At 39.4% G+C, this 18,194-nt stretch carries 13 protein-coding genes and 2 riboswitches; of the genes, 12 read left to right on the top strand and 1 reads right to left on the bottom strand.

The window, feature by feature from the left end:
- The first annotated feature begins 185 nt into the window (after positions 1–185).
- A complete protein-coding gene (metK, locus tag HJC33_RS02400; RefSeq protein WP_171657186.1) occupies positions 186–1,439 on the top strand; it encodes a methionine adenosyltransferase in 1,254 nt (417 codons plus the stop codon).
- A gap of 1 nt (position 1,440) precedes the next feature.
- Here metK and HJC33_RS02395 read toward each other — a convergent pair whose 3' ends face one another.
- Positions 1,441–2,373, bottom strand: coding sequence for an ion channel (locus HJC33_RS02395; RefSeq protein WP_171657185.1), 933 nt, complete (start codon positions 2,371–2,373; stop codon positions 1,441–1,443).
- 115 nt (positions 2,374–2,488) lie between these two features.
- Here HJC33_RS02395 and HJC33_RS02390 point away from each other — a divergent pair, with 115 nt between their 5' ends.
- The 11 genes from HJC33_RS02390 to HJC33_RS02340 all read left to right on the top strand — a co-directional run bounded on the left by HJC33_RS02390 (position 2,489) and on the right by HJC33_RS02340 (position 18,193).
- Positions 2,489–4,417 carry a CocE/NonD family hydrolase gene (locus HJC33_RS02390; RefSeq protein WP_171657184.1) on the top strand — a complete coding sequence of 643 codons (1,929 nt, stop codon included), beginning with the start codon at positions 2,489–2,491 and terminating at the stop codon, positions 4,415–4,417.
- Between the two features lie 155 nt (positions 4,418–4,572).
- Positions 4,573–5,241: a class I SAM-dependent methyltransferase gene (locus tag HJC33_RS02385; RefSeq protein ID WP_171657183.1), complete on the top strand. Its 669-nt coding sequence runs from the start codon at positions 4,573–4,575 to the stop codon at positions 5,239–5,241.
- Between the two features lie 99 nt (positions 5,242–5,340).
- Positions 5,341–5,472, top strand: a riboswitch (SAM riboswitch).
- Positions 5,473–5,584: 112 nt separating this feature from the next.
- Positions 5,585–6,874 carry an O-acetylhomoserine aminocarboxypropyltransferase/cysteine synthase family protein gene (locus HJC33_RS02380; RefSeq protein WP_171657182.1) on the top strand — a complete coding sequence of 430 codons (1,290 nt, stop codon included), beginning with the start codon at positions 5,585–5,587 and terminating at the stop codon, positions 6,872–6,874.
- 81 nt (positions 6,875–6,955) lie between these two features.
- Complete coding sequence (gene thrA, locus HJC33_RS02375) at positions 6,956–10,342, top strand: bifunctional aspartate kinase/homoserine dehydrogenase I (protein ID WP_171657181.1); 3,387 nt, start codon at positions 6,956–6,958, stop codon at positions 10,340–10,342.
- Complete coding sequence (locus HJC33_RS02370) at positions 10,339–11,511, top strand: trans-sulfuration enzyme family protein (protein ID WP_171657180.1); 1,173 nt, start codon at positions 10,339–10,341, stop codon at positions 11,509–11,511. The genes thrA and HJC33_RS02370 overlap by 4 nt, the downstream gene beginning before the upstream one ends.
- Positions 11,512–11,571: 60 nt before the next feature.
- Complete coding sequence (locus HJC33_RS02365; RefSeq protein ID WP_171657179.1) at positions 11,572–11,979, top strand: RrF2 family transcriptional regulator; 408 nt, start codon at positions 11,572–11,574, stop codon at positions 11,977–11,979.
- A 178-nt stretch (positions 11,980–12,157) separates the two neighbouring features.
- Positions 12,158–12,781 (top strand): phosphoadenosine phosphosulfate reductase domain-containing protein, encoded by a 624-nt coding sequence (locus tag HJC33_RS02360; protein ID WP_171657178.1) that lies wholly within the window; start codon positions 12,158–12,160, stop codon positions 12,779–12,781.
- A 93-nt stretch (positions 12,782–12,874) separates the two neighbouring features.
- Positions 12,875–14,965, top strand: coding sequence for a HEPN domain-containing protein (locus HJC33_RS02355; RefSeq protein ID WP_171657177.1), 2,091 nt, complete (start codon positions 12,875–12,877; stop codon positions 14,963–14,965).
- Positions 14,958–15,734, top strand: coding sequence for a uroporphyrinogen-III C-methyltransferase (gene cobA, locus HJC33_RS02350; protein WP_171657176.1), 777 nt, complete (start codon positions 14,958–14,960; stop codon positions 15,732–15,734). The genes HJC33_RS02355 and cobA overlap by 8 nt, the downstream gene beginning before the upstream one ends.
- A gap of 36 nt (positions 15,735–15,770) precedes the next feature.
- On the top strand, positions 15,771–16,832 hold the full coding sequence (locus HJC33_RS02345) for an NAD(P)/FAD-dependent oxidoreductase (protein WP_171657175.1): 1,062 nt from the start codon (positions 15,771–15,773) through the stop codon (positions 16,830–16,832).
- A 138-nt stretch (positions 16,833–16,970) separates the two neighbouring features.
- A riboswitch (SAM riboswitch) is annotated at positions 16,971–17,068 on the top strand.
- 126 nt (positions 17,069–17,194) lie between these two features.
- On the top strand, positions 17,195–18,193 hold the full coding sequence (locus HJC33_RS02340; protein WP_171657174.1) for a homocysteine S-methyltransferase family protein: 999 nt from the start codon (positions 17,195–17,197) through the stop codon (positions 18,191–18,193).
- Position 18,194 lies beyond the last annotated feature (1 nt).

Genomic DNA, 18,194 nt, shown 5'->3' with positions numbered 1-18,194 from the left:
GTGATTTTGTGAAGTTGACCATTTGCCATACTTTTGCCTTCCATTATTGAGGATAGATTTGACTGATTGCAACCTCATAAAAATGCTAAAGCAGTTTATTCCAAGATAGGTTTTGGAATCTCTTTCGAGAGAATGTAAACTTCTTGGTTGCTTTCCGTCAAATTTTTCCAGTTTAAAATGATAGAATGGCATATTTGTTCACTTCAGAGTCCGTTAGTGAAGGACACCCAGATAAAGTTGCAGATCAAATAAGTGATGCGCTACTAGACCATTTTTTGGCTTTTGACCCCAACAGCAAGGTAGCGTGTGAAACTTTGGTGACCACCGGACAGGTGGTTTTGGCAGGCGAGGTGAAGAGTGATACTTACTTGGATGTTCAGCATATTGCCCGGGAAGTGATCAATAAAATTGGCTATACCAAAGGCGAATATCAATTTAGTGGTGATTCTTGCGGGGTCATTTCATTGATTCATGAACAATCCCAAGAAATCAATCAAGGAGTTGACCGTGGGAGCAAAGAAGAGCAAGGTGCTGGTGATCAAGGAATGATGTTCGGGTATGCTACCAAGGAAACCGAGAATTACATGCCATTGGCTTTGGATATTTCCCATAAAATCCTGCAGGTGTTGGCCCAATTGAGACGTGAGGAAAGCCAGATTCCTTATTTACGACCAGATGCCAAGGCTCAGGTTACCATTGAATATTCAGATGACAACGTACCACAGCGTATCGATACCATTGTGGTTTCAACCCAACATGATGAATTTGCTGAAGACGAGCAAATGTTGGCAAAAATCAAGGAAGATGTTATCCATATTTTAATTCCTGAAGTAAAAAAACTCCTTCCGGAGAACATTCAAGTGCTTTTTAATGATGATATCAAGTACCATATAAACCCGACCGGAAAATTTGTGATTGGTGGACCGCACGGAGATACCGGGTTAACAGGGCGAAAAATTATTGTGGACACTTATGGCGGTAAAGGGGCCCATGGAGGTGGAGCCTTTAGTGGAAAAGATCCAAGTAAAGTAGACCGAAGCGCTGCTTATGCAGCACGACATATTGCAAAGAATTTGGTGGCAGCAGGAGTTGCTGATGAGATTTTGGTACAGGTAAGCTATGCCATTGGAGTAGTGGAGCCTACATCCATTTTTGTAGATACCTATGGTACGGCCAATGTGGATTTAACCGATGGGGAAATTGCCCAAAAAGCTTCAGAACTATTTGATATGCGACCTTTTGCCATTGAAGAACGCTTGAAATTGAGAAACCCTATTTATTTGGAAACCGCAGCTTATGGTCATATGGGGAAACAGCCAGAGACAATAACCAAGGTTTTTGAATCACCTTACAATGGAAGAATAGAAAAAGAGGTGGAACTTTTCACTTGGGAAAAGCTGGATAAGGTGGATGAAGTGAAAAAAGCCTTCAATTTATAATTCAAGAATTCAAATTAGCTTTCTCGGTAACATCGATTTTGCCAACATCAATAATCAAACCACCATCTTCGCGTTTTACTGCGTAAACAAATTTTTCGCCCCATTTAATTTCATTGGCCTTATAAGATGATCGGGAATAGACGGTTTGGGAAGACGATTCGTCAAAAGCTTTAATGGCTATGATGAATTCAGCATCTTTTTGTAAAATTTCATCTTTACTCATGCCATACAACGGACTTTTATCAGAAATGGGGTGCACAATGGTCCACATATAAGGCATAAAAGCAACTGAGCTACGTTCCAGTTCTAGGGAGAAAAAATCCCGTAATTCAGAATTTTTACGCTGCATGGCCAAGTTGATTTGTACATCCATCTCCAACAACTGATTGCTTTGAGGATTGGTGATGCGGAACATAAAACCGTTAATATCCTGATAGGGTGCAATTACCGCTTGTTCACTATAGCGAATCTTAGAAGAAGGACGAGAGAATCGCCCGTATAACAATCCTGTTGCCAAGGCGAAACCCAGTAGGCCCAACATGGACTCTACGGCTGCCACAATATTCGCGGGATATCCCATGGGTGCCACTCGCCCATATCCCAAGGTGGTGATGGTTTGGGCGCTAAAAAAGAAACCTTCCATGAATTTATCAAAAGGAGTGTCAGCCTCTATTCCAGTGAGGTTTTCTACGCCAATCAATGTGTAGATTGATGCAAAAAGTGTGTTTATTATAAAGTAGCCCGCAAGAATAAATGCAAAAAATCGAGGCCAGGACATGGTGATCAGCGAATGGAAAAAATTCAAGCGCTCAAAAAATGGCACATTGATTTTTTTAACGTTGAACGAACCATCCTTGTTTAGGGCCCTGTAGCCACCAGTGTCATTTTTTGTGCCTAAACCAAAATCATTGAATTTTCTCTTTTGTTTTGCCATGCTCAAGAATTACCCTTTTTCTTATGGAAACGAAGTTAACCGAATTCAGGATAGTAAAAAAGAGGAGGGTATAGGCGATATTTTGTAGTTTTAGGTTTCAATCAAGAATAAATTTATGAGAATGCTCCTTCGCGTTTCAGTCCTGCTAATACTTTTATGGACAGTACAATCCTGTAAGAAAACCATCAAAAAAGAAATTGTAGCGGAAAATTATGTGGCCGAAAACTATACCAAACAAGAAGTGGCCATTGCAATGCGGGATGGGGTAAAATTGTATACCACTATTTATTCGCCAAAAGATACTTCCCAAGAGTATCCTATTTTAATGCAAAGAACCCCTTATAGTTCCAGACCCTACGGAGAGGACAATTTTAGAAAAAAAATAGGACCCAATGAACACTTGATGAAAGATGGGTACATTGTTGTTTATCAAGATGTACGTGGACGTTGGTTGAGTGAGGGACATTACGAAAATATGAGAGCTTATATTCCCAATAAAACATCTAACGATCAGGTTGATGAAAGTTCAGATACTTACGATACTATTGAATGGTTGGTGAATAATGTGGAAAACAACAATGGCAAAGTAGGGGTATGGGGAATCTCCTATCCAGGGTTTTACGCTACTTATGCCACTGTGGATGCACATCCGGCCTTAAAAGCTGCGTCCCCGCAAGCGTGTATTGGGGATTTCTTTTTTGATGATTTTCATCACAATGGGGCATATTTGTTGAGCTATTTTAGGGCTACTTCACTGTTTGGTACACCGCGGCCCAATAACGATCAACCCATTGACACCGCATGGTATGTTTTACCAGACATTCAAACAGAGGACCAATATCAATTCTTTTTGGATAATGGCCCTTTAAAAAACTTGAATTCCTTTTTCGAATATGAAACAGCGGACACTCCAACAATGAGACCTGAGGGTGTAACGGATGATTATTTTTGGAATGAACTTAAAGATCATCCCAATTATGATGAGCTTTGGCAGAGTAGGGGCATTATTCAACATTTAAAAAATGTGAAATCTCATGTAGCCACCATGATTGTAGGAGGGTGGTTTGATGCTGAGGATTTGTACGGCCCTTTGGAAACCTACAAAAACATTGAAAAATACAACAAGGACAATTACAATACCATGGTTTTTGGGCCATGGGATCATGGAGGTTGGGCCAGAAAAAAAGTTCGTAATGTTGTGGGCAACTATTACTTTGGAGATTCCATTTCCCTGTTTTACCAGAAAAATATAGAGACCAAGTTTTTTGACCACTTTTTAAAGGGTGATGGCGATAAAAACAGTGGCTTGCCAGAAGCTTATGTGTTTGATTCAGGGAAAAAAGAGTGGAGCATGTTGAATAGTTGGCCGCCCGATGGAGCCCAAAAGCAAACCATGTTTCTTTCTTCTGATCAAGAATTGACTTTAGATCAAAAAGAAGTGAAAGCACTGAAATTTATCAGTGATGTGAAAAAGCCAGTGCCTTATTCGGAGGATGTCAAATCGGTTTTTACACCCAGAAAATATATGACGGATGACCAACGGTTTGCTGCCCGCAGGTCTGATGTATTGGTTTTTGAAACTGAGGTAATGCAAGAAGACATGACCTTGGCAGGAGATATTTTGGCTAAATTGAAAGTAGCTACAACGGGTACAGCAGCTGACTGGGTCGTGAAGATAATTGATGTTCACCCTAATGAAAGCGAAACCAATGAGGAGATGCAGGATCATTTAAGAATGGCGAATTACCATTTAATGGTAAGAAGTGAGGTAATGAGAGGAAGGTTCAGAAATAGTTTTTCCAATCCAGAACCCTTTGTACCCAACCAAAAAACTGATGTGACCATAAAGTTACAGGATGTATTTCATACGATCAAGAAAGGGCATAAGCTTCAAGTGCAGGTACAAAGTACTTGGTTTCCATTGATTGACTTGAATCCGCAGACCTACGTGGAAAATATTTTTAAATCGGATGAATCCGATTTCAAGACCCAAACACATACTGTTTTTACAGATTCCAGTGTGGAGTTTTCGGTGATGAAATAGATTTTAAAATGTAGATTTCTCAATCATCTACCTTTGGTAGACTCATTTCGAAATGACAAGACGAGCTCAACTGTCATTTCGAACGGATGTGAGAAATCTAAAAGTGAGGAGTCAATCAGGAAATAATTTAAGTTCAAAATAGGGGTGCATCAATAATGAAAAATCTGGCCTCAAAAGCTAAAAAACCGTGGCCTACCAAAGCCGCTATGTCTCAAATTTATGAGCAAGGGCTTTGGGGTAAAAACACCTCACTTTTTTATTCCGGAAGCGGGTCTCATAATTCGGAGTTGGTTGAACCATACGTAAAAGCTGTACAATCTTTTTTGAAATCTTTTGAAAGCCCAATTTCCGTTGCAGATCTAGGCTGCGGTGATTTTAATGTTGGCAGGCAACTAATGACTTATGCTGAAAAGTACATTGCGGTTGATATTGTTAAGGAACTTATCGACTTTAATCAAAATAGTTTCCAATTACCAAATTTAGAATTTCAATGTTTGGATATTGCAACGGACCCATTGCCCAATGCTGATTGTGCTATCTTACGACAGGTGCTGCAGCATCTGTCCAATACCGAAGTAAAAAAAATCGTAGATAAACTTTATAAATATCAATATGTGATTTTGACGGAACATTTGCCTTTGGGTGATTTTGTTCCCAATAGGGATATTGTTTCCGGCCAAGGAACCCGTTTAAAAAAGAAAAGTGGTGTTGATGTGCATGCTGCCCCTTTTAATTTTAAAATTGAAAGAGAGCAGCAATTGTTGAGTCTTGCTGATGCAAAACATGGTGGGCTATTGGAGACAACTTTATATAAGGTGTTTTGATGTTGGCAAGACAAGTGGATAGGATTTTTTTTCAAAATCATTAGGATATTAGAATTTTCTAACCGTATCTTTGTGCCGCAAGTTCAAACACGTATTGAATAGTTATCAAGAAAGGTGGAGGGAATAGACCCTGTGAAGCCTTAGCAACCCTTGGATTCTTCCAATGCCTATTGGAACCAAGAAGGTGCTAAATTCTACCCGGCAAAATTCAAAAGTTGGGAAGGATAACAATGAAACAATCGATTCACTTCGACATTTCACTTTCTTATAACTTTTTGATTATGCTTTCCCTTTGGGGAGGGTTTCGTGTTTTTAAATCAATTTTTAATAAAAATTTAAAACCATGAGCGATCAAAATTTTTCAAAAGCAACAAATGCCTTACACGCAGGGCATGATGTAAGTCAAACTAGTGGAACCAGGGCCGTGCCCATCTTTCAGTCCACTTCCTATGTTTTTAACAACACAGACCATGCAGCCAATCTTTTTTCTTTGGCTGAACTGGGTTTTATTTACACCCGGTTGAACAATCCGACCAACCAAATTTTGCAAGAGCGTTTGGCGGCAATAGAAGGTGGGGTCGGGGCCGTTGTATTTGCTTCGGGCACTTCTGCTATTTCTACAGGTTTACTGACCTTGTTGAAGGCTGGCGACCATATCGTGGCGTCAAACAGCCTTTATGGAGGTACGTACAATCTATTGAATGTAACCTTGCCGCGTTTGGGCATTACCACAACTTTTGTTGACCCGTCAGACCCTGAAAACTTTGGAAAGGCAGTACAGGAAAACACCCGTGCTATTTTTGTGGAGTCTTTGGGGAATCCAAAATTGGACGTTTTGGATTTAAAAGGCATTTCAGAACAGGCAAAAGCTGCTAAAGTTCCTTTTATTGTTGATAATACCGTTGCCACACCTGGACTATTGAATCCAATAGAACATGGGGCCAATATTGTAATCCATTCTTTAACAAAATATATCAATGGAAATGGAACTGCGTTGGGGGGAGCCATTATCGATGCAGGAACTTTTGATTGGGCAAATGGAAAGTTCCCTGAGTTTACGGAACCATCTGCAGGGTATCACGGATTGGTGTATCACGAAGCTTTGGGAGCAGCAGCTTTTACTTTTAAGTTGATTTTGGAAGGGTTACGTGATTTAGGAGGAGCGCTGAGCCCCTTCAATGCCTTTCAAATTATTCAAGGACTCGAAACGTTGGATGTTAGAATCAAAAAGCATAGCGAAAACGCCTTGGCCTTGGCACAATGGTTGGAAGATAGGGATGAGGTGGCATGGGTGAATTACCCGGGATTGAAATCCAGCAAGTACAAAGCTTTGGCCGATGAATACCTTCCCAAGGGACAAAGCGGTTTGGTTACTTTCGGTGTAAAAGGGGGTTTTGAAGCGGCCAAACAATTAACAGATGCGACCAAAGTATTTTCTTTATTGGCGAACATTGGCGATACCAAATCGTTGATTATCCATCCGGCCAGTACCACACATCAACAACTGTCTGAAGAAGAACAACTGAGTACCGGGGTATCTCAAGACTTGATTCGCCTATCGGTGGGATTGGAGGACCTTTCCGATTTAAAAGCGGATTTAGAAGCTGCCTTTGCCTCCATAGATAAAATATAAGTAGTATTACATTGAGCGCAGTCGAAATGTCAACAAAAAGTTCTCGACTGCGCTTGAGCTGACATCATAAAATAATATATAGTGCTCCATAAAATTGAAATAGAAGAGTTTGCCACTTTGAGTGGACATCAGCAAAAACTTGAATTATCCTATCAGCTCTTTGGTAGGTCATTGCATTCAGCTCCTATTGTTTTAGTTAACCATGCACTCACAGGAAATTCCAACGTTTCTGGAGAACAAGGATGGTGGTCTGATTTGATTGGTGACGGAAAGTGTATCGATACGCAAAAGTATACTGTACTTTCCTTCAATATTCCAGGAAACGGATACGATGGATTTGTTATTGATGAATATAAAGATTTTGTGGCTGGGGATGTTGCCAAAATTTTTCTTTTGGGACTGCAGCAGTTAAAAGTTGAGCAATTGTTTGCCATAATCGGGGGTTCTCTTGGTGGAGGGGTGGCATGGGAGATGGCAGCCCAAAACCCAAAAATCACCCAACACTTAATTCCTGTGGCTTCAGATTGGAAGTCTACGGATTGGTTGATTGCCAATTGTCAAATTCAAGAGCAGTTTTTGGTGAACTCCAAACAGCCAGTTCATGATGCGCGGATGCATGCCATGTTGTGCTACAGAACTCCAGAATCCTTCAAGGAGCGATTTAAGAGAAGTACTAACGAGGAGCTTCAGGTTTTTAATGTGGAAAGCTGGTTGATGCATCATGGGAAGAAGCTTCAGGAACGTTTCCAGCTTTCAGCCTATAAGTTGATGAACCAATTGCTGAAGACCATCGATATTACCCGTGATGGAGAAGGGGCTTTTAAAACATTGCAGGATAGTGATACCCAAATACATATTATTGGTGTCAATTCCGATTTGTTCTTTACTGCTGAGGAGAATAAAGAGACCTTTAGAAGGTTGGCACAGGCCAATACCAATGTTACCTATGGTGAAGTACAATCGCTGCACGGTCACGATGCTTTTTTGATAGAATTTGAACAGTTGGAAAAACTATTGAAGCCGGTTTTTCACAAGAATGGAAAGCTGGACCGAATCAAAATTTTAAAATTCGGAGGAAAATCGTTGGCGAACGGAGAGGGAGTAGAAAGGGTTCAAGATATTATTGCTCAAAGAGTGGCAGAGAACGAACATTTTGCCGTTGTGGTTTCTGCTAGGGGCAAGGCTACTGACCAATTGGAAAGTATGCTGGAAAAAGCTTCAAAAGAACAAGATTTTGAAGAAGATTTACAAGGATTCTCCAAGTACCAAAAAAATGATTTTGAGAATGTGGATATTGAAGCTGATCTAAAAGCTATTCACAAAATCTTAAAAGGTGTTTCACTCACCGGAGATTATAGCTTAAAAACCAAGGATGAGCTTTTGTCCTATGGCGAATTGATTTCGGGTAAAGTGCTGACCACTTTATTAAATGCATCTGGTATAAATGCCCAATTGATAGATTCCAGAGAACTTATTAAAACCGATGATGCCCATAGTAATGCGGAAGTTGACCAAAGACTTTCCAAAGAGAATGTAATTCGATGTTTTCGTGAACTGGACTCACAGACGATTCCGGTAGTTACTGGTTTTATTGCTTCAACCAAACAAGGGGCAACAACTACTTTGGGAAGAAATGGGACCAATTACTCCGCGGCCTTATTGGCCAACTTTTTGGACGCATCGGAGTTGATCAATTATACCCATGTGGATGGAATTTTTACGGCAAATCCAGATTTGGTTCCAGATGCCAAACTCATTGATGTAATTTCCTATGACGAGGCCAATGAGTTGGCCAATTTTGGGGCCAATATTCTGCATGCCAAAACTATAATTCCACTTATTGAAAAAAATATTCCTTTACGGATTTGTAATACTTTCAATATTGATAATGAAGGTACTTTGATCGGCCCGAAGACAGAAAATGGTGGGATTAAGTCACTTTCTGTTTTGGATAATATGGCCTTGGTGAATTTAGAAGGACGTGGACTTTTGGGAAAAGTGGGGATTGATGCAAGAATCTTCAGGGCGATGAGTCTTAATGATATCAGTGTGGGAATTATTTCCCAAGGTTCATCTGAAAGAGGAATTGGATTGGTAGTTGATTCATCCAAAGCGGACAAGGCTAAAAAAGTACTAGATCAAGAATTTGAAACCGATTACTCGTCACAAGACGTGAACCAAATCACTTTGGAAAAAGATGTTTCGGTTATCTCAATAGTGGGGATGGATTTAAGCAGTTTTCACAAACCTTTCAATGCGTTGGTGAAAAATCAAGTGGTTCCGTTGCTGTTCAATAACACCGTTACAGGAAAAAATGTAAGCATGGTGGTGAAAAAAGAAGATTTGCATAAAGCCATCAATGTGGTGCACGGGCAAATTTTTGGAATTGCCAAAAAGGTGAACCTTGCATTTTTCGGTCATGGCAATGTGGGAGGAACTTTAATTGAGCAAATACTCGATTCGCATAAAAACATTGAGGAGCGAAAAGGTATTGATTTGAGAATATTTGCCGTTGCCAACTCTAAAAAAGTCTTGTTCAATCCCAAAGGGATTGATAAAAAGTGGAAAGAGAAACTGAAAAATGAGGGGAGAGCATATGGGATTGATGATATTGTTGCCTTTGCAAAAAATAATCATTTGGAAAACCTAATTGCTGTGGACAATACTGCAAACAAGGATTTTGTTGAAGATTATGGGGTGTTGATAAAAAATGGATTTGATTTGGTTTCTTCCAATAAAATTGCAAATACCCTAAGTTTTGAAAAGTACAAGTCCATTCGAAGAGACTTGGCAGAAAATCAAAAGCAATATTTATATGAAACCAATGTGGGTGCGGGTTTGCCATTAATCGACACCATAAAATTGCTTCATCTTTCAGGAGAGAACATTACCCGTATCAAAGGGGTGTTCTCAGGTTCATTGAGTTATATTTTCAATACCTTTTCAGAAAAGGACACCAAATTTTCGGACATAGTTAAAGAAGCTGTTGCCAACGGATATACAGAACCAGACCCTCGGGAAGATTTATCAGGAAATGATGTGGGAAGAAAGTTGTTGATTTTGGCAAGGGAACTGGACCTTAAAAATGAATTTTCTGATATTACTGTGGAAAATCTTATTCCTTCGGAATTACAGTCGGTAGGTTTTGATGAATTTATGGATAACCTTGGTTCTTTGGACATTAAGTTTGATGACATCAAGAAAAATCAAAAAGAAGGCTACGTCTTACGATACATTGGCGATTTACATGGAGATTTGCAAAAGGATAAAGGTATTTTGGATGTGAAATTAGTGAGTGTTCCCAAACAAAGTGCTTTGGGGCAAGTGAGTGGTTCAGACTCCATTATTGAAATTTATACCAAGTCCTATGGTGAAAACCCATTGGTGATACAAGGTGCAGGAGCAGGTGCCAAAGTAACGGCAAGGGGTGTATTTGGTGATATATTAAGAATAGCGGAAAAAATATGAGAGAGCATAAAAAACAGTTTGAAACAGAAGCAATTCGAACTCAAGTTGAGCGTTCCCAATTTTTGGAGCACTCCAGTCCTATGTATTTGACTTCTAGTTTTGTTTTTGAAGACGCTGAGGATATGAGAGCTTCTTTTGCAGAGGAAAAGGAAAGAAATATCTATTCCAGATACTCCAATCCAAATTCTTCAGAGCTTATTGATAAAGTATGCAAGATGGAAGGAGCAGAGGACGGATTTGCTTTTGCTTCTGGAATGGCTGCGGTATTTTCAACCTTTGCCTCCTTATTGGAGAGTGGAGATCATATTCTTTCTTCAAAAAGTATTTTTGGCTCAACTCATACATTATTTACCCAATTTTTACCAAAATGGGGCATTGAAACCAGTTATTTTGATGCAAATAACTTAGAAACCATTGAAGGGTTGATTACACCCAAAACCAAGATTTTGTATGCTGAATCGCCTACGAATCCAGGGGTAGATGTATTGGATTTGGAAGCCTTGGGCAATATTGCAAAAAAACATCAACTTATTTTTATAATCGATAATTGTTTTGCTTCTCCTTATTTGCAACAGCCCATTAAGTTTGGTGCTGACCTTGTTATCCATTCAGGAACCAAATTGATGGATGGTCAAGGAAGAGTTTTGTCGGGTATTACTGTTGGTAGCCGTGATTTAGTGGATAAAGTATATCGATTTTCACGGATAACGGGTCCGGCATTATCACCATTCAATGCGTGGGTACTGTCAAAAAGTTTGGAAACTTTGGCCATACGGGTTGACAGGCATTGTTCAAATGCTTTGGAATTGGCAACATATTTGGAAAACCATGAAAAAGTAGCATGGGTTAAGTATCCCTTTCTTAAATCGCATCCCAATTATGAGATAGCTAAAAAGCAAATGAAAGCAGGAGGATGCGTAGTGGCTTTTGAAGTAAAGGGAGGTCTTGAGGCAGGGCGTAAGTTTTTCGATAATATTCAATTGCTTTCACTTTCAGCTAATTTGGGAGATTCAAGAAGTATTGTAACCCACCCTGCATCCACAACACATAGTAAGCTTTCTGTTGAGGAGAGACAAGCGGTAGGTATTACAAATGGAATGGTTAGGGTATCCGTGGGATTGGAACATATTCAGGATATCATTGCAGATATAGAACAGGCTTTGGGATAAACCATATTAAAAGAATTCCAGTTTCTGGATAGCATTGGCAAATTTCCCTATATTCGTGAGATGCTCTCCAAGAAAACAAAATATGGTCTTAAAGCATTAACGTACCTTGCTTCCGTATCGAGCAGGGAGCCGGTTCAAATTGCAGAGATTGCAAAGCATGAAAATATCTCCCAAAAGTTTTTGGAGAGTATTTTGTTGACACTTAGGCGAAATGGTCTCTTAGGTTCCAAGAAAGGAAAAGGAGGAGGCTACTACCTTATTAAAGAGCCTAATGAAATTTTGATGACTTCTGTAATGCGTGTCCTAGAGGGGCCTATTGCCATGGTACCTTGTGTAAGCCTTAATTTTTATGAAAAATGTGATGACTGTCCGGATGAAAACAAATGCGCAGTCAACAAATTAATGCTTCAGGTAAGAGACAGTGCTTTAGAAGTTTATCGGAATAATACACTGGCCGACTTAATATAGGGGTACTAAATTTTCACTTCAGACAAAAATATAGTAAGAATTTTTTAAAAGGATTGATGAAACCCTATTAATCTATTAAAACTATAGGGTAAAAGTAATTTTATCTTGTTTTTAACGATTTGGTTCTAATATTAGTTCTATTTTTGAATTATCCTATTAAAGTTATAGAGAATATATTATGAGGTTAGATATAGATTTAGAATATTACAATAAACAGTTAAGGGGTATACCTCCAGAGGAAATTATAACTTGGGCACTGCAATTATCCAATAAAAGAATTATCACAACAAGTTTTGGAAAATATTCAGCGGTTTTATTAAATACATTTCAAGGCATAAATCCAGGTATTGATGTTGTTTGGTGTGATACAGGTTATAACCTGCCGGAAACTTATGAGCATGCCTCATATTTGACCAAAAGACTCAACCTTAAATTGAACACTTTTGTGCCTAAGGAAACTAAAGCTTATACGGAACATCGTTTGGGTTTCCCTTCTGTTGACCAACCTGAGCACGCAGAATTTTCTGATATTGTAAAGTTGGAGCCTTTTCGTAGAGCTTTGGCCGAACATCAACCAGACGTTTGGTTTACCAATATTAGAGTACGTCAAACGGCATTGAGAAGTTCTAAAGATATTTTAAGTTTCAGTAAGGATGGTATTTTAAAGGTAAGCCCTTTTTATTATTGGACCGATGATGACTTGGATGCCTATTTAGAGGAACATGACTTGCCAAAGAACAGCACCTATTTTGATCCAGTTAAGGCATTGGAAACTAGAGAGTGCGGAATTCATTTGCAATAGAATTTTATAGGAAAGTATAATCGCTTTAATTCTTTTAAGAGCAGTAGGAATAAATATTTTATAAATCTATTTAAAACATAGGATAAATAGGATATGAAAAGCTTCAGAACAGAAATAGAAAACCCTATAGTAGAGAAGGATATCATTGAACTCGAGAAAAAGATTCGTCTTTTTAAAGAAGGAAATATAGATGAGGAGAGATTCCGTAGTTTACGTTTGGCACGTGGAGTTTATGGACAGCGACAGCCTGGGGTTCAAATGGTGAGAATCAAATTGCCCTACGGAAAAGTGACCTCTAATCAGTTGTTGCGTATTTGTGATGTTTCTGATGAATATTCTAGAGGAAGACTCCATATAACCACTCGTCAAGACATTCAAATCCATTACGTGGATTTGGAAAGGACTCCTGAGTTGTGGGCGCAATTGGAAAAAGATGAGGTTACGCTCCGAGAAGCCTGCGGAAATACAGTCAGAAATGTAACTGCAAGTGAAACGGCCGGTATTGATATCAACGAGCCTTTTGATGTTTCTCCCTTTGCCCAAGCTGTGTTTGAATATTTTTTGAGGAATCCCATAGGTCAGGAAATGGGTAGAAAGTTTAAAGTTTCATTTTCATCCAGTGATGAGGACACAGGTTTGTCTTATATGCATGATTTGGGCTTTATCGCAAAAGTAAAGAATGGGGAAAGAGGTTTTAAGGTAATGCTTGGAGGCGGATTGGGTTCACAGCCCAGACATGCTGATGAATTGTATAATTTCTTGGCTACTGACCAAATCATACCTTTAATGGAAGGCGTTATCCGTGTTTTTGATAGACATGGTGAACGTAAGAGCAGGGCAAAAGCCAGAATGAAATTTCTGCTGAAAGATATTGGTTTGGACGGATTCAAAAAACTTTTGGAAGAAGAGCAGTTGGCAATTCCACATCAGACATATCCCATTGATTTTTTGAGCTATCCAGAGCCCAAAGTGGCAAATGTTGAAGTGCCTAACGTGGAGCTTGAAAACGTATCCGAATTTGAACAATGGAAATCCACAAATTTGGTGCCCCAAAAACAAGAAGGATTCGTTGCAATAGGAATCAAGGTGTTGCTTGGGGATTTTTATACGGATAAAGCCAGAAAATTGGCAAAATTGGTACAAGATTATGCGGCCGGAGAGATTCGTTTGTCGCTAAGGCAGAACATACTTATTCCATTTGTAAAAGAAGAATTGATTCCGTTTTTCTATTCAGAACTCAAGAAACTGGGATTTGCAGAGGCCGGATATAACAAAGCATTGGATATAACAGCATGTCCCGGCACGGATACATGTAATTTGGGAATTGCCAGTAGTACAGGAATTGCCGAAGAATTGGAACGTGTTATTAAATCTGATTACCCGCAGTACATCAATAACCCAGATGTGGTCATTAAAATAAGTGGTTGCATGAACGCTTGTGGCCAACACAATATGGCCAATATAGGATTTCAAGGAATGTCCATTCGTACTAAGGATAAATTGGTGGCTCCTGCCCTACAAGTGTTGTTGGGAGGAGGTAATTTTGGTGATGGTAAAGGGCAATTTGCTGATAAAGTGGTGAAAATTCCAAGTAAAAGGGGACCACAGGCGCTTAAGCTCATTTTGGATGATTACGACACCAATGGCAATGGAACATCTTATGCTGAATACTATCAGGAAAAAGGAGAACAATATTTCTACGAATTTTTGAAGCCATTAACGGATATCGATAACCTTACCCAAGATGATTTTATCGATTGGGGAAATGAAGAAAAATATAAAAAGGAAATAGGAATAGGAGAATGCGCTGGTGTAATTGTGGATTTGGTAGCTACACTTTTCTACGAAAGCCAAGAGAAAATTGAAAATGCTGAAGAAGCACTCAAAAATCAAAAATGGCCGGCAAGTATCTATTACTCCTACCAATCAATTGTCAACTCAGCCAAGGCGTTATTAACTGCCGAAAAAGTAAAGACCAATACCCACTCCAGTATAATAAGAGATTTCAATGAGTTATATGTGGAATCTGGAAAAATAGCATTTCCAGGAGGTTTTGAAAACTTGACGTTGCAGTTGAACAAAAATGAGCCTTCAAAAGAATTTGCCCAAAACTATTTGGAAGATGCAAAACAAGTTTTGGAACGCTTGGAAAACTACAGAAAACTAGAATTGGAACATGCTTAGAGGAAAGTTGACAGTAGTTGGAGCTGGTCCGGGAGATGTGGACTTGATTACCCTAAAAGGAATCAAGACTTTACATAAAGCTGATGTGGTGCTGTACGATGCTCTGGTAGATGCAGAGCTATTGAATTATGCTCCAGATGCGGAAAAAATATTTGTCGGTAAACGGAAAGGTTGTTATGCATACCAACAGCATCAAATCAATGATTTAATTGTTCAAAGAGCAGAACAGGGTTTGCATGTGGTTCGATTGAAAGGAGGAGATCCGTTTGTGTTTGGTAGGGGGTCAGAAGAAATGGAATTTGCGGCATCGCACGGATTGGATGCAGCTGTTGTTCCCGGGATTTCTTCATCAATTGCGGTACCAGCATCACAGCACATTCCTGTTACCAAAAGAGGTTCAGCCGAAAGTTTTTGGGTGATTACCGGAACAACCAAAGAACACAAATTATCCTCAGATGTTGCCCTTGCTGCCAAATCAAATGCTACTGTAATCATTTTAATGGGAATGTCAAAGTTGCCAGAGATAATGGAATTGTTCAAATCCGAAGGGAAAATGAACATTCCAGTGGCTATTATACAAAATGGAACAAAAGAAAACGAAAAAATAGGAATTGGTACTGTTGCTTCAATTGAGAACAAGGCAAAGGAGCAGCAGTTATCCAATCCTGCAATTATCATCATAGGAGATGTGGTCAATCATCGTCAGCATCTTTTAAAGATTCAAAGAGAGTTCAAAAACAAGGAAAAGGAATTATTGGATAGCAAGTAAAATATGGGCTCAACGTTTGGCCTAAAAAGAAGAGTTATGATAAAAACAGATATATTGATAGTTGGTGCAGGTCCAACGGGATTGTTCACAGTTTTTGAGGCAGGTTTGTTGAAGCTTAAATGTCATTTGATTGATGCTTTACCACAACCAGGTGGGCAATGTTCTGAAATCTACCCCAAAAAACCCATCTACGATATCCCGGCATATCCAGAGATTCTTGCAGGTGACTTGGTAGACAGGCTTATGGAACAGATAAAACCCTTTGAGCCGGGATTTACTTTAGGGGAGCGTGCCGACTCATTGGAAAAGCTGGAAGATGGTTCTTTTATCGTAACAACTAATAAAGGAACCCAACACCATGCACCTGTGGTGGTGATTGCGGGTGGACTTGGCTCTTTTGAACCCAGAAAACCACTCATTTCCAATTTGGGGGATTTTGAAGATAAGGGAGTCGCCTATATCATCAAGGATCCAGAGGTGTATCGCAATAAAAAAGTGGTCATTGCAGGAGGTGGTGACTCAGCCTTGGATTGGGCTATTTATTTGGCCGATGTAGCTTCGGAGGTTTCTTTGGTACATAGAAGAAATGAGTTTAGGGGAGCTTTGGATTCTGTGGAAAAAGCATCTGAATTGGCCAAGCTCGGCAAGATTCAGTTGTATACCGAAGCAGAGGTGAAAGAACTACATGGTGATGATGAATTGAAAGCGGTAGTGATAAAGCACAACGATGATGCTAAAGAGCCTACTTATTTAGAAACGGATCATTTCATTCCTCTATTTGGACTTTCTCCAAAATTGGGACCTATTGGAAACTGGGGTCTTGAAATAGAAAAGAACGCCATCAAGGTAAACAATGCCAAGGATTACCAGACCAATATTCCAGGAGTTTTCGCTATTGGAGATGTAAATACTTACCCCGGAAAACTTAAGTTGATATTGTCAGGTTTTCATGAAGCTGCAGTGATGTGCCAGTTTGCCTACCAGATTATCAATCCAGATAAACGCTTTGTAATGAAGTATACTACGGTAGGAGGAATCCAAGGTTTTGACGGCTCCAAAAAAGAAGCCAAAAAAGAAGTGGTACAAAGTATAGTCTAGTTTTATAGACAAATTCAATATATGAGACCTTCCTTTGTTTTTCACTTGGGAAGGTCTTAATGTTATAAAAAGGGAATTTAAGTTGCTTTTAAGGTCAAAGAGTGGTTATTTTGCACCTTAGTTCATTTATAAATTGAAAAGTTATCAAGAAAGGTGGAGGGATTGGACCCGATGAAACCTTAGCAACCCTCGACTTCGAGAAGGTGCTACATTCTACCCTATCCCAGATTTAATTTGGGATTTCATGGAGGATATTACCATCCGTGACTAGGGAAGGATAACAAGGACAACTACAGTTTGGCTGTATATCTTCTACTTTTCTTGATTACGATATTGCCCTTATAAAATGAGGGAGCTATGTTATGAAGATTAAAGATATTTTACAACAACGGATTTTAGTTTTGGACGGTGCCATGGGAACCATGTTGCAACGTTACAAATTTGAAGAAGAAGATTTTAGAGGAGAACGATTTAAGGATTGGGGACATCCGCTCAAAGGGAACAATGATTTATTATCCTTGACCCAACCTGAAGCCATTGCCGAAGTCCATCGAAAATATTTTGAAGCAGGTGCTGATATTGTAGAAACCAATACCTTTTCTGGAACCACTATTGCCATGGCTGATTACCACATGGAAGATCTGGTATATGAGCTCAATTATGAATCTGCCAAGATTGCCAAAAAAGTAGCAGAAGAGTTTACGGCAAAAGAACCAAATAAACCAAGATTTGTGGCGGGGAGTATTGGCCCAACCAATAAAACTGCAAGTATGTCCCCAGATGTGAATGACCCTGGATTTAGAGCAGTATCTTTTGATGAGTTACGAGTGGCGTACAAACAACAGGTAGAAGCCTTGTTGGATGGGGGCTCAGATTTGCTATTGGTAGAAACCATTTTTGATACGTTAAATGCCAAAGCCGCCCTGTTTGCCATTGAAGAAGTAAAAGAAGAAAGAAATATTGAGATTCCTGTCATGGTAAGTGGAACTATTACGGATGCTTCAGGCAGGACTTTGTCTGGTCAAACCGCGGAGGCGTTTTTAATTTCCATTTCTCATATTCCCATACTTTCCGTAGGCTTCAATTGTGCTTTAGGAGCAAAACAATTGGTGCCCCATTTGGAGGTTGTTTCTGCTAAAACTGGTTATGCAGTATCAGCTCACCCTAACGCGGGCTTACCAAATGCCTTTGGGGAATATGACGAAACCCCAGAACAGATGGCTTCCCAAATCAAGGAATATGTAGAAAAAGGCTTGGTAAATATTGTAGGCGGATGTTGCGGTACAACACCGGAACATATCAAAGAAATAGCCGATCTAGTAAAGAAATACCAACCTAGAAAAATGACCATCCTAGTATAAT

Source organism: Flagellimonas amphidinii (assembly GCF_013090115.1).
Taxonomy (GTDB): domain Bacteria; phylum Bacteroidota; class Bacteroidia; order Flavobacteriales; family Flavobacteriaceae; genus Flagellimonas; species Flagellimonas amphidinii.
This window is presented reverse-complemented; position numbering and strand designations above follow the sequence as displayed.